A 20309-nucleotide genomic window follows, 5' to 3' on the forward strand; every position below is an offset into this window, starting at 1 on the left:
GGAGCACCACCGACGTGATTCTGCCGTCACTGAACGATCGTGGCCTCCCTCCTTCTCGAGACAAATCTGGACGTATACCTATGGCAATCGCCACCCGTAATGACCTGCGCAACGTAGCGATCGTCGCTCACGTCGACCATGGAAAGACCACCCTCGTCGACGCCATGCTGCGCCAGACGAACTCCTTTGCCGCCCACGCGCACCTCGAAGAGCGCGCGATGGACTCGAACGACCTCGAGCGCGAAAAGGGAATCACGATCCTCGCGAAGAACACCGCGGTGTCGTATTCCGGTGTGCACGCGACCGACGGACCGATCACCATCAACGTGATCGACACCCCCGGTCACGCCGACTTCGGTGGAGAGGTCGAGCGCGGTCTCAGCATGGTCGACGGCGTCGTGCTCCTCGTCGACGCCAGTGAAGGTCCGCTGCCGCAGACCCGATTCGTGCTGCGCAAGGCGCTCGAGTCGAACCTTCCGGTCATCCTGCTCGTCAACAAGACCGACCGCCCGGATGCCCGCATCGATGAGGTCGTCACCGAGAGCCAGGACCTGCTCCTCGGCCTCGCGAGTGACATGTCCGACGACTACCCCGACCTCGATCTCGACGCGATCCTGAACGTGCCGATCGTGTACGCGTCCGGCCGTAACGGCGCCGCGAGCTGGAACAAGCCGGAGAACGGCTCGCTTCCCGACAACGACGACCTCGAGCCGCTGTTCGACGCGATCCTGCAGCACATTCCCGCGCCGCGCTATGACGACGAGCACCCGCTGCAGGCTCACGTCACGAACCTCGACGCTTCGCCATTCCTCGGCCGCCTCGCCCTCCTGCGTGTCTTCAATGGCACCATCAAGAAGGGCCAGACCGTGGCCTGGGTCAAGCACGACGGATCCGTGCACAACGTCAAGGTCACCGAGCTGCTCATCACGCGCGCTCTCGACCGCTTCCCGACCGAGTCCGCGGGACCGGGTGACATCGTCGCCGTCGCCGGCTTCGAGGACATCACCATCGGTGAGACCCTCGCCGACCCCAACGACGTGCGCCCGCTGCCGACCATCACGGTCGACGACCCCGCCATCTCGATGACCATCGGCACCAACACCAGCCCGATGATCGGCAAGGTGAAGGGCCACAAGCTCACCGCCCGCATGGTCAAGGACCGCCTCGACCGCGAGCTCGTCGGTAACGTCTCGATCAAGCTCGTCGACATCGGACGCCCGGACGCGTGGGAGGTGCAGGGTCGTGGAGAACTGGCCCTGGCCATCCTCGTCGAGCAGATGCGTCGCGAGGGCTTCGAGCTCACCGTCGGCAAGCCACAGGTGGTCGTCAAGCGCGTCGACGGCAAGATCCACGAGCCCTTCGAGCACCTGACTACGGATGCCCCGGAGGAATACCTCGGCGCCATCACCCAGCTCCTCGCTTCGCGCAAGGGCCGCATGGAGGGCATGTCGAACCACGGCACCGGCTGGGTGCGCATGGAGTTCGTCGTGCCGTCGCGTGGACTCATCGGATTCCGCACAGAGTTCCTCACGATCACGCGCGGATCCGGCATCGCCAACGCCGTCTCGCACGGCTACGAGCAGTGGGCCGGTGAGATCACGACCCGTGTCAACGGCTCGATCGTCGCCGACCGCGCCGGTGTCGCAACCCCCTTCGCCATGGTCGCCCTCCAGGAGCGCATGTCGTTCTTCGTCGAGCCCACCCAGGAGGTCTACGAGGGCATGGTCGTCGGTGAGAACTCGCGTGCCGATGACATGGACGTGAACATCACCAAGGAGAAGCAGCTCACCAACATGCGCCAGTCCACCTCGGACACGTTCGAGCGCATGACCCCGTCGCGCAAGCTGACTCTCGAGGAGTGCCTCGAGTTCGCCCGCGAGGACGAGTGCGTCGAGGTCACCCCCGAGTTCGTGCGCATCCGTAAGGTCGAGCTGGCCGCGGGCGACCGCGCCCGCCGCGTCTCCCGCCTGAAGAAGCAGAACGCGTAGCCGGTCTCGATACGCTCGCTGTCGTTCGCTACTCGACCACCGTCTGGTGGTCGAGTAGCGCCGTCTCGGGCGCGTATCGAGACCGTATTGTCGAGATATGTCCCGGGCCCTAGGCTGGGCCGCATGTCTCACTCGGTTAAGCGCCTCACCGTTCCGATCGCCATCGTGATCGCCCTGCTCGCCGGCCCGGCGCTTGCCGGATGCTCGGTGCAGAACCTCGTGCACGATGTCACCGGTGGCAAGGTGGATGTTCCCGGCAAGAGCGTGCCGAAGGACTTCCCCAGCGAGGTTCCTCTCGCCTCCGGCGAGGTGCTCTCCGGCGCCGGCGTCGGGGACGCGAAGTCCAAGATCTGGAACGTGAGCGTGCGCGCCGCGGACAGCACGGCGATCAACGACGTGCTGGCCAGCCTCACCTCGGCAGGCTTCGAGTGCAAGACCCTCACGGAGACCACCGCCGACGGGGGAGCCCTCGTCGGCGACAAGGACACCCTGAATGTCGCCGTGGTGGAGATCAAGGACGACAAGGGATTCGTGCTCAACTACACCGTCACCAAGGGTGACGGCAAGTAGCGTCAGCTGAAGAGGGCGGCGCCGACGAAGCTTCCCTCGCGTGCGCCCGGCGGTACGGCGAAGATGCCCGATCCGACGTGCCGGAGGTATTCGTTCATCGCGTCGTTGCCCGCGAGCTTCCGCTGGATCGGCACGAACTGGGTGCGCGGATCCCGCTGGAACGCGATGAAGAACAGCCCGGCGTTGAGACGCCCGAGATCGTCGTTGCCGTCGACGAAGTTGTACCCGCGCCTCAGGAGCACAGCGCCGTCGTTCTGCGTGGGATGCGCGAGGCGCACGTGCGAATGAGCATCGATGGCGGGTTCGCCGTCCTGCTCCGCAGCGAAATCCGGTTCCGTGAACTCGGTGCCTCCGCTGCGGGGGGCGCCCTGGCTCTTCGTGCGGCCGACGACGCGCTCCTGCTCGCGGAGGGCGGCCCGGTCCCAGGTCTCGATGGTCATGCGGATCTTGCGCGAGACGAGGTACGAACCGCCGGTCATCCACTCCGCACCGTCTCCCGCCGGTACCCAGATGTGATCGTCGACTATCGCGCCGTCTTCCGCCCTCACGTTGGCCGTGCCGTCCTTGAAGCCGAACAGGTTGCGTGGGGTCACCTGCGCCCGCGTGGTCGAGGAGGTGCGACCGAAGCCGAGCTGGGACCAGCGGATGGATGCCCGCCCGAAGGCGATTCGGGAGAGATTGCGGATGGCGTGCACCGCCACCTGAGGGTCGTCGCTGCAGGCCTGGATGCACAGGTCGCCGCCGACGAGGGACTCCTCGAGTGCGTCGCCGGAGAAATGCGGCAGATCGACCAGCGCCGCGGGGCGACGGGACGACAGCCCGAACCGGTCATCGAAGAGGGAGGGTCCGAATCCGAAGGTGATGGTGAGACCGGAGGTGGGGAGGTCGAGGGCCTCGCCGGTGTCATCCGGGGGAGCGTCATACGGCCCCTCGGTCGCCCCCTCGCCGACGGCCCTGCCCGCGGTCATCCGTGCGGCCGCGGAGGTCCAGTCCGTGAGGAGGCCGATCAGCTCGGCGCGACTGCTGCCGGAGACGTCATAGCTCGCGAAGTGGAGGCGATTCTGGGCGGCCGTGGTGATTCCCGACTGGTGGGCACCGTAGAAGGGATAGGAGGCGGCAGCCGCCGGGTCGCCGGTCGCGGCACTCGCCATGACCGCGCGATCCGCTCCGATTCCCACACCGGCTCCGACCACGCCGGCTCCCGCCAGGCCGAGCAGGCCGCGCCGGGAGAGTCCCTTCGATTCGGTCGGCACTCCAGCCGTAGGCGATGTCCTGGCCATCGGTCGGTTATCTCAGCAGGGCGGCGGTCAGCGTGCTGAGCGGCTCGCTCAACCCGTTCACCCCGTCGGCGAGCTGGCGCACCTGCGTGCTGCTCAGGTCGTTGTAGGAGGGGAAACCGGTGCTGAGGGAGCCATAGGCGGCGAGCTGCTTCTCCAGCGCGGCGAGTTGCGTATCGATCCGCGTCACGAGCTTCGGGTCCTTCACAGAGACGATGTCGCGCACTCCCTCGTAGGCGACCCGCGCGCCCTCGAGGTTGGCCTGGAAGTCCCAGAGGTCGGTGTGCGACCAGATCTCCTCCTCACCGGTGATCTTGCCGTTCGCGACCTCGTCGAGCAGGCCGATCGCTCCGTTCGAGATCGCGGCGGCACTCACCGTGTAGGACGTGGCGTTCACGGCATCCGCCAGCTGCTGGGTGTTCGTGACCAGTTTCGCGGCGAAGGTGGAGCGCTCGGCAGGGGTGAGGGGCACGTAGTTCGTTCCGCCGTTATCGGCGGCGACGGGCGGCCACAGGTCCTTTTCGAGGCGGTGCCAGCCGGTCCAGGGGGCGCCTTCGGCCACATCGGCCTCGCGGAAGTCGATCTGCGGGTCGAGGTCTCCGAAGGACTCCGCCACCGGCTCGATGCGCTCGTAGAAGGCTCGCGCGGCCGGATACAGCGAGCGGGCCGTCGCGGTGTCGCCCGCGAGGTAGGCGTCGAGGAAGGCGGCGGTGGCCGGGATGAGCTGCGAGACCTGGTTCTTGACGTAGGCCAGGTAGGCGGCGGCGGCGGTCTGGGTCTTTTCATCGCCGGTGAGCCGGATCCGGTTGCCGGAGTCGGTCACGGTGAAGGTGGCGCGCCCGATGCCGTCGCCCACCATTCCGGGCTTGCAGGTGGTGAAGTACGTGCCTGCGGCGAGTTGAACCGTGAGCGTGCGCGGAGCACCGGGCGCGATGTTCTCGACCTCACCCAGTATGCGCAGGCCGTCGTCGGCGAGCACGTAGAACTCGGTTGCCTGGTCGGTGGAGTTGGTGATCGTGAAGGTGACCGTACCACTCGGGACCGTCGCAGCAGAGACGGCGCAGTCCGAGCTGCTGCTGACCACCGAGAGTCTCGTGCCTGCTGCGGCACGCGACGAGGATGCCGGGGCGTTGGGCACGCAGGCGCTCAGCGCGAGCAGGGCGGTTGCGGCCGTCGCCGTGACGAAGAGGGTTCGGAAAGTCGGGCGCGAGGTCATCGGGCTCCTTCGGTGACGGGGTTCGGGGTGCCGGGGTTCGGGGTTGCTTTCGTCGGTTGCGCGCCGCGGATGCGGCGGATGAACAGGATCAGCACGGGCACGACGTAGAGGGTCCAGACGATCGCTTCGAGCCACGTCGTCGCGGGGGAGAAGTTGATGCTGCCCTTGAGCAGGGTGCCGTACCAGCTGGCCGGCGGGATGGCCGACGAGACGTCGAAGGCGAGTGCGCCGAGCCCGGGCAGGATGCTGGCCTCCTGCAGGTCGTGCACTCCGTAGGAGAGCACCCCCGCCGCGACGACGATCAGGAACAGTCCGGTGTAGGTGAAGAACTTCGACAGGTTGATGCTCAGCACCCCCCGGTAGATCAGGTAGCCGAGCACCAGGGCCACCAGGATGCCGAGCGCGGCTCCGAGCAGAGGGAAGGTGGTCGACCCGGTGGCCTGCACCGCCGCCCAGAGGAACAGGGCGGTTTCGATGCCCTCGCGTCCCACCGCGAGGAACGCGACGAGCACCAGTCCCCAGCCGGCGCCGCTGAGGTGCCGGTCGATGTCTGATCGCAGGGTGCCGCTGAGATTGCGGGCCGTCTTGAGCATCCAGAAGATCATCCAGGTGACGAAACCGGTCGCGACGATGGAGAGCGTGCCACCGATGGCCTCTTGGGCCTCGAAGCTCAGGCCGTAGGCGCCGAAGGTGAGGAGCGCGCCGATGGAGAGCGCGAGCACGACGGCGAGGCCGACGCCGGCCCAGATGCGTCGCAGTACGTCGCGGCGACCGATTGTGATGACGTAGGCGACGAGGATACCGACGACGAGCGCGGCCTCGAGGCCCTCGCGGAGGCCGATGAGAAAGTTTGCGAACACGAGAGGATCCTCTTCAAAAGTTTGGTTAGGCTAACCTTACTAGATCCGGTGGGCTCGCGGGATTCCGCCCTCTGCGAGGGCTCAGCCTGCGCGAGCGGTCAGCCTGTGCGAGGGCTCAGCCCCGCTGGGGTAAATTCGGCTGGTGGAATCAGACCTTCTTGACGGCGAGCCGTTCCCCCTCGAGCGCGTGCTCTTCGTGCATGCGCATCCCGACGACGAGAGCATCACCACCGGCGGAACGATCGCCCTGCTGGTCGAGCGCGGCTCGCAGGTGACCGTCGTCACCTGCACCCGGGGCGAGCTCGGCGAGGTCATCCCGGCGGACCTGCCCGGGCTCGAGGGAGACGCACCGCGCCTCGCCGAGGTGCGCACTGCGGAGTTGGCCGGGGCGATGACGGCCCTCGGGGTCTCCGATCACCGTTTCCTCGGGGAGCCGGGTGCTCGCTGGGTAGAGCGTGAGCCGCGACGGTATACCGATTCCGGCATGCGCTGGGGGCCGGCCGGCGCAGAGCCGGCGGAGTCGCTCGCCGCTGACGCATTCTGCGCCGCCGACTTCGGGGAGGTCGCCGCCGACCTCGCGACGGTCATCGATGCGGTGAAGCCGGGTGCCGTGATCAGCTACGACTCGACCGGCGGTTACGGTCATCCCGATCACGTGCGCGCCCACGCGGCGGCACGTCATGCGGCCGAGGTCATGGGGGTGCCGTTCTGGATCGTGGACGCGGATGCCACGGGCTCGGCCCTGCGCGTCGATGTCTCCAGCGTGCTCGATCGCAAGACGGCGGCACTCGGCGCGCACCGCACCCAGATCGTGGTGGAGGGCGGGCGCTTCTCGCTGTCCAGCGGCCCGAGTCGGGCGATCGAGAGCGTCGAGGGCTTCACCCGGCTGCGCACCGAGGCTCCCGGCATGGTGGCATGGACGGACCAGGGCCTGTCGGTGAAGATCTTCGCCTGGGTCATCGCCGCCCTTGTCGGTGCGGCGCTCGGGGGGATCACCGTCGTCAACCATCAGTTCGCCCCGCAGATCTTCGGCCTGACCGCTCCGGTGGGCATCGTCGTCTCGCTGCTCATCATCGCCAGTCTCCTGGTCGGCCTGCGGATCGTCTTCTCCGGCCGAGTGGTGGCGGGATGCGCCGCGCTGGGGCTCCTGCTGGCCGTCGGCGTGCTCTCGGTGAGGTCGACCGGTGGGTCCGTTCTCGTGCCCGCGAACGCGGCCGGGTATGCCCTCACCTATGGATCACTCGCCATCGCCGGACTCGCTCTCGCGTGGCCGAATTTCGGCACGTTTTCGCGGGATAGGCTTGGATCAAGGCCTGAATCGAAAGGACCGAACCGACAGTGACTTACGTCATCGCCCTCCCGTGTGTGGATGTCAAAGATCGAGCGTGCATCGACGAATGTCCCGTCGACTGCATCTACGAGGGCGACCGCATGCTCTACATCCACCCCGATGAATGCGTCGACTGCGGTGCGTGCGAACCGGTGTGTCCCGTCGAGGCGATCTATTACGAAGACGATGTGCCCGAGCAGTGGGCCGAGTACTACAAGGCCAATGTGGAGTTCTTCGACGAGGTCGGTTCGCCCGGCGGAGCTGCGAAGGTCGGCGTCATCCACAAGGACCACGCGATCATCAACGCTCTCCCGCCCCAGGGTCCCGCGGCCTGACAATGGCGCTCAGCCTGCCGGATTGGCCCTGGGATGCTCTCGAGCCCTATGCGGCCCGTGCGAAGGCGCATCCGGAGGGGCTGATCGACCTGTCCGTCGGTTCGCCGGTGGACCCGACTCCCGCTCTGATCCGGGATTCGCTCTCCGCGGCGACCGATGCCCACTCCTATCCCCTCACCGCGGGAACGCCGGCGCTGCGGGAGGCGATCGTCGAATGGTTCGGTCGCCGTCGCGGTGTCGACGATCTCGGCGTGGCGAATGTGCTTCCGACGATCGGCTCGAAGGAGTTCATCGCCGGCCTCGCGCTCTGGCTCGGTCTCGGGCCCGATGACACCGTTGTGCAGCCCTCCCTCGCCTACCCCACCTATGCGGTCGGTGCAGCGCTGGTCGGGGCGACCGTCGTCTCGAGCGACGATCCGGCCGACTGGCCGGAGGGCACTCGGCTCATCTGGATCAACAGTCCGGGAAATCCGAATGGTCGAGTCCTCTCTGTCGACCAGCTGGCCGCGGCCGTCGCCCGGGCACGGGAACTCGGAGCCGTCATCGCGAGCGACGAATGCTACGCGGAGCTCGGCTGGAGCGACGAATTCGACCGGGTCGCAACCCCGAGCATCCTCGATCCCCGGGTCATCGCGGACGATCGCAGTTCGGTGCTGTGCGTCTATTCGCTGAGCAAGCAGTCCAACCTCGCCGGCTATCGGGCCGGATTCGTGGCCGGATGCAGCACGCTCATCGGTCAGCTGCTCACCGTGCGCAAGCATCTCGGCACCCTTCCGCCCGCGCCGATCCAGGCCGCGATGGTCACCGCGCTCGGCGATGACCACCACGTGCGAGCCCAGAAGGCCCTCTATCGCGCGCGACGCGACCGGCTGAGACCGGCTCTCGAGGCCGCCGGTTTCCGCATCGACGACAGCGAGGGAGGCCTGTACCTCTGGGCGACGGCGGGGGGCGACGCGTGGGCCGCGGTCGATCGCTTGGCCGGCCTCGGCATCCTCGTCGTGCCCGGCACGTTCTACGGCGCGGAGAACTCGCAGCACGTGCGCGTCGCGCTCACGGCCACCGACGCCGCCATCGATTCCGCCGTCCGTCGGCTGGCCGCATCGAGAAATTAGCGCCTTCCTCCAACTGCTCTCTCGGTTCCTTGGTGGATAGCGCTGTCGACGGGCGTACCGAGGGTGTGCGGTGGGGCAATTAGGCTGTAGTCGTGAATGCTGCCGCAAATGACCCTGCCGCCGACAAGGCCACCCTCCGGTTCCCGGGCGGCACCGCCGAGTTCCCGGTCGTGACGAGCGTCGATGGTGCCTCGGCCATCGACATCTCCACGTTCACCCGCCAGACGGGGTACACGACGCTCGACCAGGGCTTCGTCAACACCTCAGCAACGAAGAGCGCCATCACCTATATCGACGGCGACAAGGGCATCCTGCGCTACCGCGGCTACGCCATCGAGGATGTCGCGGCCAACTCCACGTACCTCGAGGTCGCCTGGCTGCTCATCTACGGGCAGCTGCCGTCCGCATCAGAGCTCGAGGCTTTCGAGGACCGGGTTCGTCGCCACACCCTCCTTCACGAAGACCTTCGACGCTTCTTCGACGCGCTTCCCCACAACGCGCACCCGATGTCGGTGCTCTCGAGCGCGGTGTCGGCGCTCTCGACCTTCTACGAAGACTCGCTCAGCGTTCACGATCCGGAGCAGGTCGAGCTCTCGACCATCCGTCTGCTGGCCAAGCTGCCGATCATCGCGGCCTATGCGCACAAGAAGGCGCTGGGCCAGGCATTCCTCTATCCGGACAACTCACTGAGCTTCACCGACAACTTCCTCAAGCTCAACTTCGGCAACATGGCCGAGCCGTACGTGGTGAACCCGGTCGTCTCCCGGGCCCTCGAGCGCCTGCTCATCCTGCACGAGGACCACGAGCAGAATGCATCCACCTCGACGGTGCGACTGGTCGGATCCACCGAGGCCAACATGTTCGCCTCGATCTCGGCCGGCATCAACGCCCTGTACGGGCCGCTTCACGGCGGCGCGAACGAGGCGGTGCTCAAGATGCTCGGCGAGATCAAGGAATCCGGCGAGTCCGTGGAGAAGTTCGTCGAGCGTGTCAAGAACAAGGAAGACGGCATCCGCCTGATGGGCTTCGGTCACCGGGTCTACAAGAACTTCGACCCGCGCGCCAGGCTCGTGAAGGAGAGCGCCGACGAGGTGCTCGCCGCCCTCGGGGTGAAGGACGACCTGCTCGACATCGCCAAGGAGCTCGAGGCCGTCGCTCTCGCCGACGACTACTTCATCGAGCGCAAGCTCTACCCCAACGTGGACTTCTATACCGGTGTGATCTACAAAGCGATGGGATTCCCGCCGCGCATGTTCACCGTGCTGTTCGCGATCGGACGCCTGCCCGGCTGGATCGCCCACTGGCGCGAGATGAACAACGACCCCTCCACGAAGATCGGTCGTCCTCAGCAGCTCTACGTCGGGGAGCCGCGCCGGGACTGGCCCGCGCGTTAGACGGGTCCGGCGTCGAACCCGGGCGTCTGCGGACACCCCGGGCCGGCGTGCCGGCCCGTTCGGTCCGCGACGGCCCGCTGTCGAGCCTTCAGGCGTGGAGGGCGGCGTTCAGCTGGATGCCGCGACCACTGCGTGCGAGCACCTCGACGGCCCCGGTGAGCGAGTTGCGTCGGAAGAGGAGCCCGGCGACACCCGACAGCTCGACGGCCTTCACTGTGCGCGGGGAGTCCCCGAGCACGGTGAGCTTCGTGCCCGCCGTGAGGTAGAGCCCGGCCTCGACGACCGAGTCGTCACCGATCGAGATTCCGATGCCGGAGTTCGCCCCGAGAAGCGCCCGCTCGCCGACCGTCACCCGCTCGGTGCCGCCGCCGGAGAGGGTGCCCATGATGGAGGCGCCACCGCCGACATCCGAACCGTCGCCGATCACGACACCCTGCGAGACCCGGCCCTCGATCATGGATGACCCGAGCGTGCCAGCGTTGAAGTTGACGAAGCCCTCGTGCATCACCGTCGTGCCCGGCGCGAGGTGGGCTCCGAGACGCACGCGCGAGGCATCCGCGATCCGAACCCGGTCGGGCGAGACGTAGTCGGTGAGGCGGGGGAACTTGTCGATCGAGTGCGCGGAGATCCCGAGCCGTTGCAGAGTGAGTCGCTGGTCCGCATAGTCGTGCGGATGCACCGGGCCGGCGTTCGTCCAGGCGACGATCGGCAGGTGGCCGAACAGTCCGTCGAGGTTGATGCTGTTCGGCTTCACCACCAGATGGCTGAGCAGGTGGAGGCGCAGGTAGGCGTCCGGCGTGGAGGCGGGGGGCGCATCCAGGTCGATCTGCACCATCACGAAGTCCACGGTCACGTTGCGACGCGCGTCGCGGCCGACGACCGAGGCGAAGTCGGCGGGGGCGATGTGGGGGTCTCGCCCGGCCGGAAACGAGCCGAGGGCCGGCGCGCGGAACCAGGTGTCGAGCACCGTGCCGTCGCCGGCGATGGTCGCGAGTCCGTAGCCCCAGGCTGCTCGATCAGTCATGCCTCAAGATTAGCGAGAGGGGGACTTATAAACTGACCGCATGCCCACCGCCGAATCGACCCTTCCCGTGATCGACCTGGCGGCATCGTCGATCGAGATCACCCGGCAGCTCTGCGATATCGAATCGGTCTCGGGCGGTGAGCGCACCATCACCGAGGCCATCGCGGCCGCTCTCGCCCCCTTCGAACACCTCGAGGTCACCCGGGATGGCAATGCGCTGGTCGCCCGCACGACCCACGGTCGCGCCCGGCGCGTGGTCATCGCCGGACACACGGACACCGTCCCGCTCAATGGAAACCTGCCGACCCGGTTCGAGACCGAGGACGGCACCGACTACCTGTGGGGTCGGGGAACAGTCGACATGAAGGCCGGCGTGGCGGTGCAGCTCAAACTCGCCGCAGAGCTCACGGATGCCGCGGTGGATCTCACCTGGATCTGGTACGACAACGAGGAGGTGGCCTCCGAGCTCAACGGGCTCGGCCGACTCGCGGCCCACCGTCCCGAACTGCTCGCCGCGGACTTCGCCATCCTCGGTGAGCCGACCAATTCCCTCATCGAGGGCGGCTGCAACGGCACGATGCGCGTCGAGCTGCGCACGACCGGGAGGCGGGCCCACTCCGCTCGGGCCTGGGTTGGGATCAACGCGATTCATGCCGCATCCGCGATACTCGACATCCTCGCCGCCTACCAGCCTCGATCGATCGAGGTCGACGGCCTGGTCTACCGAGAGGGCCTCAATGCCGTGGCGATCAGCGGGGGAGTGGCGGGCAACGTGATCCCCGACGAATGCGTCGTCACGGTGAACTACCGATTCGCCCCCGACAAGGGTGCAAAAGAGGCAGAGGCCCACCTCCGCGAGGTCTTCGCCGGAGTCGACCTCACGGTCACCGACAGCGCAGAGGGCGCTCGCCCCGGCCTCGATGCTCCCCTCGCCCAGCAGTTCCTCACCGCGGTCGGTGGGGAAGCGAGACCGAAGTACGGGTGGACGGATGTCGCGCGCTTCTCTGCCCTCGGCATCCCGGCGGTCAACTACGGGCCGGGAGATCCGCTCCTCGCCCATGCGGATGATGAGCGCGTCGCGGTGCACCAGATCACGGAATGCGAGCGGGGTCTGCGGGCGTGGCTCCAGAAGCGCTGACCGCCGGGCAGCGATCGACGTCACCCTCCCTCCGCGTGCGGTACCGCCTCACCCCGTGGTGGGTGAAGGTTGTCGCGGTGTGGGCGGCCTCACGACTGGTCAGCACGGGCCTGTTGCTCTACTTCGCGGCACGCCAAGCACCGAATCCCTGGTCGGGCGCGAATCCGGGCTACCTCCAGTTCGCGCAGTTCTGGGACAGCACCTGGTACCACATCGTCGCCGTCAGCGGCTATCCGGCGACGCTCCCGCTGACCGCCTCGGGACACGTCGCGGAAAACGCCTGGGCCTTCCTTCCGGCGTATCCGATGCTGGTGCGGGGTGTCATGGCGCTGACAACACTTCCGTGGGAGCCGGTGTCGGTCGCCGTCTCATTCGTCTTCTCGTTGCTCACCGCGCTCATGATCTACCGGCTCTTCCTCCTGCGACTCCCCGCGGCGACCGCGCTCTTCGCCGTCGTGCTCTGGTGCGTCGCTCCGCTCTCGCCCATCCTGCAGGTCTCCTATGCGGAGTCGATGCACGCCTTCTTCCTCGCTCTCGCGCTCTACCTCCTTCTCGAACGCCGGTATGCGGTGCTCTTTCCCGTGGTGGCCATCATGTCGCTCACGCGGCCGAGCGGGCTCGCCTTCGCGCTGGCGCTCGCGCTGCACTTCGGGTACCGATGGTTCACCCGCGCCCGCGATCCGTTCCCGGTCAGGGAGCGGATGCTCGCGGCCGGACTCGCCGCGTTCAGCGTCGTCATGGGCCTGGCGTGGCCCCTCGTGGCCTGGGCGGTCACGGGATCCCCCTCTGCCTACACCGACACCGAACTCGCCTGGCGGTCTGCGTACATCGGCTACCTCGAGCTCCAGCCCTTCGCGCCATGGCTGCAGGCCGCGCGATTCTGGGGCGAGCTGTGGCACCTCGGCGCCGTCCCCCTCGTGGCCCTTGCTCTTCTCGTCGTCGGATTCGCCGCTGCGCTGTTCCTTCCCGCGGTTCGCCGACTCGGACCCGACCTGCGTTTCTGGTCGGCGAGCTATGCGCTCTACCTCCTGGCCGTGTTCTTTCCGCAGACGAGCACGTTCCGGTTGCTCGTGCCGATGTTTCCCCTGCTCGGGGCCATTGCCCAGCCTCGATCCGTCCCCTACCGGGTCGCGCTCGTTGTCGCCTGCATCGTGGGCCAGTTCGCCTAGCTCTCGCTGTGTTGGTGGGTCGACGGCTACGACTGGACACCCCCGTAACGAGGCGGGGGGAGCCCCCGTTTTCGGGTTAACGCCCCGTTACGGGATAATGGGAAGTCATTCCACGAAAGGGGATCCATCATGGCAGCCATGAAGCCGAGGACCGGAGACGGACCAATGGAGGCTGTTAAGGAGGGTCGCCTCATCATCGTGCGCGTCCCGCTCGAGGGTGGGGGTCGCCTCGTCGTTTCGGTCAACGATGCCGAGGCGCAGGAACTGCACGACGCACTAGCCGGGGTCGTCGCCGCGGCCAGCTAGGGCCGTTCGTCACACCACCGGCCGGGCTCTCTAGAGCTTGGTCAGCTGGAGAAGTCCGTCGCCGACCGGTGACAGTGCGCTGATCACCGCGGAGGATTCGGCGATCTCCGACAGGAGCGAGCGGAACCCGGTGACGGTGTCGTCGCGCTGCGCCGGATCGGCGACCCGGCCCCGCCAAAGAGCGTGCGCAACCAGAACGGTGCCGCCCGTGCGCACGAGCCGAAGGCCGTGCTCCACGTACTGGATGACCGACTGCGGGTCGGCGTCCACCAGCACGACGTCGTAGGACTGTTCGTTCATGCGCGGAAGCACGTCGATGGCACGCCCGGCGATGAGCCGAACCCGGTTGCCGGGCACGCCAGCCTCGAGGAATGCCTTCTTCGCGGACTGCTGGTAGTCCAGCTCGAAGTCGATCGAGGTGAGTGTGGCTTCGGGCGCGCCGGAGAGCAACCAGAGCCCGCTGACGCCGACCCCGGTGCCGATCTCGATGATGTTGGTCGCCGCCGTCGCTGCCGCGATGACCGCGAGTTGCGCGCCCATCGCCGGACTCACCGGATCGATTCCCAGCTCGATCGAATGCTGTCGCGCCTGCGCAATGTGCTCGCGTTCGACGATGAAGTCCTCCGCGAACTTCCAGCTCGACTCTTTGTCTGCCAATTCTGCTCCTCGTTCACAGCCCAGCGTAAGGGAGGGTTTGGGGCTGGGAGCGTTAGTCTGAACGAGTGTTCGGCGGCCTGACTATCGATAAGTTCCTCGTGATCCTCGTGATCGCGGTCTTTCTGCTTGGCCCGGAGCGGATTCCGCACTATGCGGCCCAGCTGGGGCGCCTCGTGCGAAACGTGCGCGACCTGGCGGATGGCGCGAAAGAGCGCCTGCGCGAGGAGATGGGCCCGGATTTCGACGACGTCGACTGGAAGAAGCTCGATCCCCGCCAGTACGACCCGCGCCGCATCATCCGCGAGGCCCTTCTCGAGGACTCGGATGATCGCCCGGAGGTCCCCCTGACGATCGTGCAGCCGAACGGCGAATCCGCCTATGCGAAGCGCAAACGGCTGATGGCCGAGAGCAGCACGGGCGGAGCGGTCGTCGAGGCACCGTTCGACACGGAAGCCACCTGAAGCCGACTGCGGGCATCGCGCCCTACACCCGGGCACTCCTCAGGCGGCATCCCAGATCGGCCATCTAGGATCGCGCCATGAGCGATGTGAACGGTGCGGTTGTGCTGGTGGTCGGAGCGTCCGGTGTGCTGGGCGCTGAGCTCGCGCGGCAGCTGGAATCGGAGGGCGCGACCGTCATTCGCGCCGGGCGACGTGCGGAGCGACTGAGCGGTCCCGATGCCTTTGTCGCCGATCTCACCGACGAGGCGGCAGCCGCAGCGATCGTCGTGGCCGCGCTCGCAGCGCACGGCCGGCTCGATGGCATGGTCATCGCCGCCGGGGTCGTGGCATTCGGCCCGGCGGGCGAAGTGCGCGACGATACCCTTCGGCAGCTTTTCGAGATCAACGCGCTCGCGCCGATGCGGCTCATCCGTGAGGCCACCCCCCACCTGGCGGCCTCGGGAGCGGCCGGCGGAAAGCCGTTCATCGTGACGCTGAGCGGCATCGTCGCGGAGTCTCCGACGGCTGGACTGGCCGCCTACTCCGCCTCGAAGGCCGCTCTGGCGGCTTTCGTGCAGGCTTCGTCACGCGAACTGCGGCGATCGGGCATCCGGGTGCTCGATGCTCGGCCCGGCCATACCGAGACCGGCCTTGCGACCCGAGCCATCGCCGGCACCGCACCGGCATTTCCCGCGGGCCTCGATCCTGTGGCGGTCGCGGAACGGATCGTGCGAGCCATCCGTGACGACGAGAAGGACCTGCCGAGTACGGCCTTCTGACCCTCGGGGTGGGGATCACCCCTGGTGCTGTGCTGCGACGCCGCTCGCCACCTCCTGGAGGGCGCGCACGACCAGGCGCACCGACGGGCGCTCGGCCCGGTCGGGGCGCATCAGGGCCGAGATCTGCCGGGTCGATCGGATGCCGGCGAGCGGACGGGTGACGAGCCCGTTCTCGTGGTCGCGGGTCGTGAAGCGCGGCAGGATCGCGATGCCGTGCCCTGTCGCCACCAGAGCCTCGACAATGCCGTTGTCGAGGAATCGCTGCCCGATGGTGGCCGGAACGCCGGTGATGGCCTCCAGCTGGCGCAGGATGCGGTCGTAGGGGAAGCCGAGGGGCACACCGATCCAGCTGACGTCCACGAGGTCCTTCGCCGAGAGGCTCGCTTTGGCCGCGAGGGGATGCCCCTCCGGCAGCGCGATGTCCAGTGGCTCGTCCATGAGCTTCACGACGGCGAGGCCGCGTTCGCGCCAGGACGGCATCAGACCGGGGGCGTCGGCGATCACGATGTCGTAGTCGGGGGTGAGATCGGCGAAGTCGGGATGCAGCGGATCCTGATCGCTCGCGACGAGCGTGAGATCGGGGATCTCGGCGACCGCGTCGAGCAGTCCAGGCAGCAGCATCTGGCCGCCGGTCGGGAAGGTGGTGAGCGTGACCTCGCCGCGGGGGGAGAGGGTGAATTCCTTCCAGACCGCGTCGGCGCGCTCGAGGGCGATCGCGACATCGGTCGCGGTCTGGGCGAGCATCCGGCCGGCTCCGGTCAGCACGATGCCTCGCCCCGAGCGCTCGGTGAGGGGCAGGCCGGCCTCGCGTTCCAGCACCTTGAGCTGCTGCGAGACCGCCGAGACCGTGCGGTTGGTGGCCAGGGCGACGGCCGTGATGCTTCCCCGCTCGGCGAGTTCTCGGAGCAGCTCGAGGCGATGCACATCCATGTAGCCAGACTACACAGTCAGTCCATTTCTATTTGATTGTGCTTCAGAGAGAAGGGGTGTGGAATGGAGACAATCAATCATCCGCAGTTGTAGCCCGAGGTCATCATGTACGCCGTCATCGTTCCCGCCGCCATCGCCGTTCTCTCCGTGTGGGGCATCGCCTCCGCCATCGTCGTGAGCCTTCGCGACGGATACCGCCAGGCGCCGACCCGCGAGGTCTGAGCCGCCCCAGGTCCAGCGGCTCGACCGCCACGGTGGCTCAGCTCACGGTGAAGCCGAGCTTGCGCCCGGCGAGTCCACGACCGCCGCGCGCGAGTTGTTCGGCCACCGAGAGGATCGCCACGGATGCCGGGTCCAGTGGGTCGGAGAGCACGATGGGCACCCCGGCGTCCCCACCCTGGCGCAGCGGGACGCTGAGCGGCACGGCGGCGAGCACAGGCACGGCCTGCTCCTGCCCCGCCGACAGCCGTGCCGCGACATCCGCACCGCCTCCTGAACCGAAGAGTTCGAGCACGCTGCCGTCGGGTTGAACGAGTCCCGACATGTTCTCGATGACTCCGATCACGCGCTGGCCGGTCTGGCGCGCGACGGTCGCACTGCGTTCGGCGACCTCTGCCGCGGCACCCTGGGGTGTGGTGACCACGATGACGTCGGCGTGGGGGAGCAACTGGCCGAGCGAGATCGCCACGTCCCCGGTGCCCGGCGGGAGGTCGAGGAGGAGAACGTCGAGGTCACCGAAATACACGTCGGTGAGGAATTGCTGGATCGTGCGGTGCAGCATCGGTCCGCGCCAGGACACCGCGGCATTGTCCTCGACGAACATGCCGATCGAGATCACCTTCACGCCGTAGTTGATCGGCGGCAAAATCATCTCTCCCACCTTCGTGGGCTTCGCCCCGGCGAGTCCGAGGATGCCCGGGATCGAGAACCCGAAGACATCTGCGTCCACGAGCCCGACAGCCAGTCCGCGCGCGGCGAGAGCGACGGCGAGGTTGGCGGTGATCGTGGACTTGCCAACGCCGCCCTTGCCGCTCGTGATGGCGATGATCCGGGTGAGAGTCTGCGGTCCGAACTGCAGCTCGCGCGACCTCCCGCCCCGGAGCTTCTCGGTGAGAGCGGTGCGCTGCTCCCGTGTCATGATGCTGACATCTACCGTCACGGCGGTGACCCCGTCGACCGATGCCGCGGCCTCTCGAACATCGCGTTCGATGGTGTCTGCGGCGGGGCATCCGACGATCGTCAGTGTGAGCCCGACGGTGACGGCGCCATCGGGGCCGCTCGTGACGCCGCCGATCATGTCGAGTTCCGTGATCGGCTTGCGGATCTCGGGGTCGATCACCCGGGAGAGCGCGTCACGCACTCGTTCGTCGAGGCCACTCGCGACGCTCAACCGGCGGCCCCGTCGGGCTTGCGCTCCTTCTCGAGCTCCTCGAGCAGTGCTCGAAGCTCGGCGCGGATGAAGTCTTTCGAGGCGAGTTCTCGCACGGCCAGCCTCAACGAGACGACCTCGCGGGCGAGGTATTCCGTGTCGGCGAGATTGCGCTCGGCGCGCTGGCGGTCCTGCTCGAACTGCACCCGGTCGCGGTCGTCCTGGCGGTTCTGGGCCAACAGGATGAGTGGCGCGGCATACGAGGCCTGCAGCGACAGGATCAGCGTGAGCAGGGTGAAGTTCGTCTTGATCGGGTCGAACTGCGATCCGGTCGGCGCGTAGCTGTTGAAGGCCAACCAGGCGACGACGAAGGCGGTCATTCCCACGAGGAAGTATGAGGTGCCCATGGCGCGGGCGAATCCCTCGGAGAATCGTCCTACCCGGTCGCGCCCACCCATGCGCGGCACGAATCGGTTACGCAGGCCCTTGGGCGTATCGAGCGAATCAGAACGACGGGCCACTTGGCGACCTCCTTCCGGCAGAAGCGATTACGGGGATGGTGCTGGTGTCGGCATTCGCCGGCGCGGGATCGTCGTCGTGACTTCGCCAGTCATCGGGCAGGAGGTAGTCGAGGACATCGTCAATGGTCACCACCCCGACCAGTCGGTGGTTGTCGTCGACAACGGGAAGCGAGACCAGGTTGTAGCTGGCCAGGGTCCTGGCGACCTCTGCGGCGGAGGCACTCGCCTTCACCGGCTCGAGCTTCTGGTCGAGCAGGGTGCCGAGCCGTTCCATCGGCGGGTAGCGCAGCATCCGCTGGAAGTGCACCATGCCGAGGAATCTGCCGGTGGGCGGCTCATAGGGCGGGAGCGTCACGCACACCGCCGCGCCGAGCGCCGGCGCGAGCTCGTGGCGCCGGATGAGCGCAAGGCCCTCCGCGACCGTCGCGTCGGCCGACACGATGATCGGCTCCGGGGTCATGAGTCCACCGGCGGTGTCGGGCGCGTAGGCGAGAAGCATGCGCACGTCTTCGGCCTCTTCCGGCTGCATGAGGTCGAGCAGTACCTCGCCCCGCTCGTCGCTGAGCTGCGCGATGAGGTCGGCAGCGTCATCCGGCTGCATCTGGTCGAGCACATCGGCGGCGCGGTCGTCGTCGAGCTGGTTGAGGATGTCGACCTGCTCGCTCTCCGGCATCTCCTCGAGCACATCCGCGAGGCGTTCGTCGCTCATCTCCTCGGCGACCTCCAGCATCCGCTGTTCCGGAAGGTCGAGCATCGCGTTGGCGAGGTCGGCGGGCAGCAGGTCTTCGTAGGTGGCGAGCAGCTGGGTGGCGGACTGGGCCTCCCCGGTCGATCGTTCCCGCATCCCCGCCCAGGGGGAGAACACGGTCTGGCCCTTGGCGAAGGGGGACGAACTGGTCTTCGGCCGGCGCAGGAAGAGCTCGCTGACCGCCCACTCGCCCGGACCGCTCTCTTCGATCGCCACATCCTCGATCGTGGCGCTGCCCGATTTGTCGATGATGGTCACCTCGCGGCCGAGCATCTCGGCGATCACGCGCACCTCACCGCCACGCTGTTCGAAGCGGCGCAGATTGATCAGTCCGGTGGTGATGACCTGGCCGGATCCGAAGCTCGTGACGCGCCCGATCGACAGGAATACCCGGCGCTTTCCGGGCACCTCAACGATGAGTCCGACGACTCGCGGCGGCTCCTTCTGGCGGTAGACGACGAGCACATCGCGAACTCGGCCCACCTTGTCGCCGGCGGGGTCGAAAACGGAGCACCCGGCAAGTCGGGCGACGAAGACTCTTGCGGCGCTCACAGGTCTAACTTAGACCTTCCGAATGGGGGGAGAGGATAATGGGGGCATGACCAACCAAAGCCCCCTCGCACCTCGTGGCCGTCTCATCCCGACCCTTCCCAAGGGCGACGTGCTCGGCACCTACGACAGCTACTTCGAAGCCCAGGCCGTGGTCGATCGACTGGCCAAGGCCGACTTTCCGGTGAAGCAGGTCTCCATTGTCGGCAGCGATTTGAAGACCGTCGAGCGGGTCACCGGCAAGCTCACCTACGGACGTGCCGCGGGCGCCGGGGCGGCGAGCGGCGCCTGGTTCGGCCTCTTCATCGGAGTGCTCTTCACGTTCGGTGGCACCGGCACTGTTCTGCAGTACGTGATCGCGGCGCTCATCATCGGCGCCGGTTTTGGAGCACTCTTCGGAATCGCCGCGACCGCCGTCACGCGTCGCACCCGTGACTTCACCTCAACCCACCAGGTGCTCGCGAGCCGCTACGAGATCATCGTCGACCCCAACCTGCTCACGAAGGCCCAGGACGTGCTCTCGCGCACGTCCTGAGGGCTCGCCCCGCCTCAGGCGGGCGAATGCGGTCCGGATGGGCCGGCATGCCGGCCCGGACT

21 protein-coding genes are annotated in these 20309 nt (G+C 67.4%); 12 read left to right on the forward strand and 9 right to left on the reverse strand.

Going from position 1 to position 20309, the window contains the following annotated elements; all coding sequences use genetic code 11:
• Window positions 1-80: 80 nt before the first annotated feature.
• Window positions 81-1988 carry a translational GTPase TypA gene (typA, locus tag ABIB54_RS11985; RefSeq protein ID WP_354575748.1) on the forward strand — a complete coding sequence of 636 codons (1908 nt, stop codon included), beginning with the start codon at window positions 81-83 and terminating at the stop codon, window positions 1986-1988.
• A gap of 123 nt (window positions 1989-2111) precedes the next feature.
• Complete coding sequence (locus tag ABIB54_RS11990) at window positions 2112-2558, forward strand: hypothetical protein (RefSeq protein ID WP_354575749.1); 447 nt, start codon at window positions 2112-2114, stop codon at window positions 2556-2558.
• Window positions 2559-2560: 2 nt separating this feature from the next.
• Here the strand turns inward: ABIB54_RS11990 and efeB are convergent, their stop codons facing one another.
• From efeB to efeU, 3 genes are read right to left on the reverse strand one after another with little or no spacing between them, the layout of a single operon-like run.
• Window positions 2561-3838: an iron uptake transporter deferrochelatase/peroxidase subunit gene (gene efeB, locus ABIB54_RS11995; RefSeq protein ID WP_502917125.1), complete on the reverse strand. Its 1278-nt coding sequence runs from the start codon at window positions 3836-3838 to the stop codon at window positions 2561-2563.
• Window positions 3839-3845: 7 nt separating this feature from the next.
• Complete coding sequence (efeO, locus tag ABIB54_RS12000; RefSeq protein ID WP_354575751.1) at window positions 3846-5051, reverse strand: iron uptake system protein EfeO; 1206 nt, start codon at window positions 5049-5051, stop codon at window positions 3846-3848.
• Entirely contained in the window at window positions 5048-5911 is an 864-nt protein-coding gene (gene efeU, locus ABIB54_RS12005; protein WP_354575752.1) for an iron uptake transporter permease EfeU, read from the reverse strand. Before efeU ends, efeO begins: the two co-directional genes overlap by 4 nt.
• A gap of 142 nt (window positions 5912-6053) precedes the next feature.
• Here efeU and ABIB54_RS12010 point away from each other — a divergent pair, with 142 nt between their 5' ends.
• The 4 genes from ABIB54_RS12010 to ABIB54_RS12025 all read left to right on the forward strand — a co-directional run bounded on the left by ABIB54_RS12010 (window position 6054) and on the right by ABIB54_RS12025 (window position 10082).
• The gene (locus ABIB54_RS12010) at window positions 6054-7253 is read left to right on the forward strand and encodes a PIG-L family deacetylase (RefSeq protein WP_354575753.1); all 1200 of its coding nucleotides are present in this window, start codon (window positions 6054-6056) and stop codon (window positions 7251-7253) included.
• Entirely contained in the window at window positions 7250-7576 is a 327-nt protein-coding gene (fdxA, locus tag ABIB54_RS12015; RefSeq protein WP_185201321.1) for a ferredoxin, read from the forward strand. Before ABIB54_RS12010 ends, fdxA begins: the two co-directional genes overlap by 4 nt.
• A gap of 2 nt (window positions 7577-7578) precedes the next feature.
• Window positions 7579-8688: a succinyldiaminopimelate transaminase gene (gene dapC, locus ABIB54_RS12020; RefSeq protein WP_354575754.1), complete on the forward strand. Its 1110-nt coding sequence runs from the start codon at window positions 7579-7581 to the stop codon at window positions 8686-8688.
• A 92-nt stretch (window positions 8689-8780) separates the two neighbouring features.
• Window positions 8781-10082, forward strand: a complete 1302-nt coding sequence (locus ABIB54_RS12025; RefSeq protein WP_354575755.1) for a citrate synthase — start codon at window positions 8781-8783, stop codon at window positions 10080-10082.
• An 88-nt stretch (window positions 10083-10170) separates the two neighbouring features.
• Here ABIB54_RS12025 and dapD read toward each other — a convergent pair whose 3' ends face one another.
• Window positions 10171-11106 carry a 2,3,4,5-tetrahydropyridine-2,6-dicarboxylate N-succinyltransferase gene (dapD, locus tag ABIB54_RS12030; protein ID WP_354575756.1) on the reverse strand — a complete coding sequence of 312 codons (936 nt, stop codon included), beginning with the start codon at window positions 11104-11106 and terminating at the stop codon, window positions 10171-10173.
• A gap of 40 nt (window positions 11107-11146) precedes the next feature.
• Between dapD and dapE the strand changes: the two genes are divergently transcribed.
• From dapE to ABIB54_RS12045, 3 genes are all read left to right on the forward strand, one after another.
• Window positions 11147-12244 (forward strand): succinyl-diaminopimelate desuccinylase, encoded by a 1098-nt coding sequence (dapE, locus tag ABIB54_RS12035; RefSeq protein WP_354575757.1) that lies wholly within the window; start codon window positions 11147-11149, stop codon window positions 12242-12244.
• Window positions 12226-13413 (forward strand): hypothetical protein, encoded by a 1188-nt coding sequence (locus ABIB54_RS12040; protein ID WP_354575758.1) that lies wholly within the window; start codon window positions 12226-12228, stop codon window positions 13411-13413. Before dapE ends, ABIB54_RS12040 begins: the two co-directional genes overlap by 19 nt.
• 129 nt (window positions 13414-13542) lie before the next feature.
• Window positions 13543-13719, forward strand: coding sequence for a DUF3117 domain-containing protein (locus tag ABIB54_RS12045; RefSeq protein ID WP_354575759.1), 177 nt, complete (start codon window positions 13543-13545; stop codon window positions 13717-13719).
• A 30-nt stretch (window positions 13720-13749) separates the two neighbouring features.
• Here the strand turns inward: ABIB54_RS12045 and ABIB54_RS12050 are convergent, their stop codons facing one another.
• Entirely contained in the window at window positions 13750-14376 is a 627-nt protein-coding gene (locus ABIB54_RS12050; protein ID WP_354575760.1) for an O-methyltransferase, read from the reverse strand.
• Between the two features lie 65 nt (window positions 14377-14441).
• Here ABIB54_RS12050 and ABIB54_RS12055 point away from each other — a divergent pair, with 65 nt between their 5' ends.
• Together ABIB54_RS12055 and ABIB54_RS12060 are read left to right on the forward strand one after the other, a co-directional pair.
• Window positions 14442-14837: a twin-arginine translocase TatA/TatE family subunit gene (locus ABIB54_RS12055; protein WP_354575761.1), complete on the forward strand. Its 396-nt coding sequence runs from the start codon at window positions 14442-14444 to the stop codon at window positions 14835-14837.
• 77 nt (window positions 14838-14914) lie between these two features.
• A complete protein-coding gene (locus tag ABIB54_RS12060; RefSeq protein ID WP_354575762.1) occupies window positions 14915-15595 on the forward strand; it encodes an SDR family NAD(P)-dependent oxidoreductase in 681 nt (226 codons plus the stop codon).
• 15 nt (window positions 15596-15610) lie between these two features.
• On the opposite strand, the gene ABIB54_RS12065 is transcribed toward ABIB54_RS12060, so the two are convergent.
• From ABIB54_RS12065 to ABIB54_RS12080, 4 genes are all read right to left on the reverse strand, one after another.
• Complete coding sequence (locus ABIB54_RS12065) at window positions 15611-16525, reverse strand: LysR family transcriptional regulator (protein ID WP_354575763.1); 915 nt, start codon at window positions 16523-16525, stop codon at window positions 15611-15613.
• A 259-nt stretch (window positions 16526-16784) separates the two neighbouring features.
• A complete protein-coding gene (locus tag ABIB54_RS12070; RefSeq protein WP_354575764.1) occupies window positions 16785-17915 on the reverse strand; it encodes an Mrp/NBP35 family ATP-binding protein in 1131 nt (376 codons plus the stop codon).
• Window positions 17912-18415, reverse strand: a complete 504-nt coding sequence (locus ABIB54_RS12075) for a DUF1003 domain-containing protein (protein ID WP_185201311.1) — start codon at window positions 18413-18415, stop codon at window positions 17912-17914. The genes ABIB54_RS12070 and ABIB54_RS12075 overlap by 4 nt, the downstream gene beginning before the upstream one ends.
• Window positions 18399-19715 (reverse strand): magnesium transporter MgtE N-terminal domain-containing protein, encoded by a 1317-nt coding sequence (locus ABIB54_RS12080; protein ID WP_354575765.1) that lies wholly within the window; start codon window positions 19713-19715, stop codon window positions 18399-18401. Before ABIB54_RS12080 ends, ABIB54_RS12075 begins: the two co-directional genes overlap by 17 nt.
• 46 nt (window positions 19716-19761) lie before the next feature.
• Here ABIB54_RS12080 and ABIB54_RS12085 point away from each other — a divergent pair, with 46 nt between their 5' ends.
• Window positions 19762-20247, forward strand: a complete 486-nt coding sequence (locus tag ABIB54_RS12085) for a YflT domain-containing protein (protein ID WP_354575766.1) — start codon at window positions 19762-19764, stop codon at window positions 20245-20247.
• Window positions 20248-20309: the final 62 nt, after the last annotated feature.

Source organism: Frigoribacterium sp. UYMn621, from assembly GCF_040549525.1.
GTDB lineage: Bacteria > Actinomycetota > Actinomycetes > Actinomycetales > Microbacteriaceae > Lacisediminihabitans.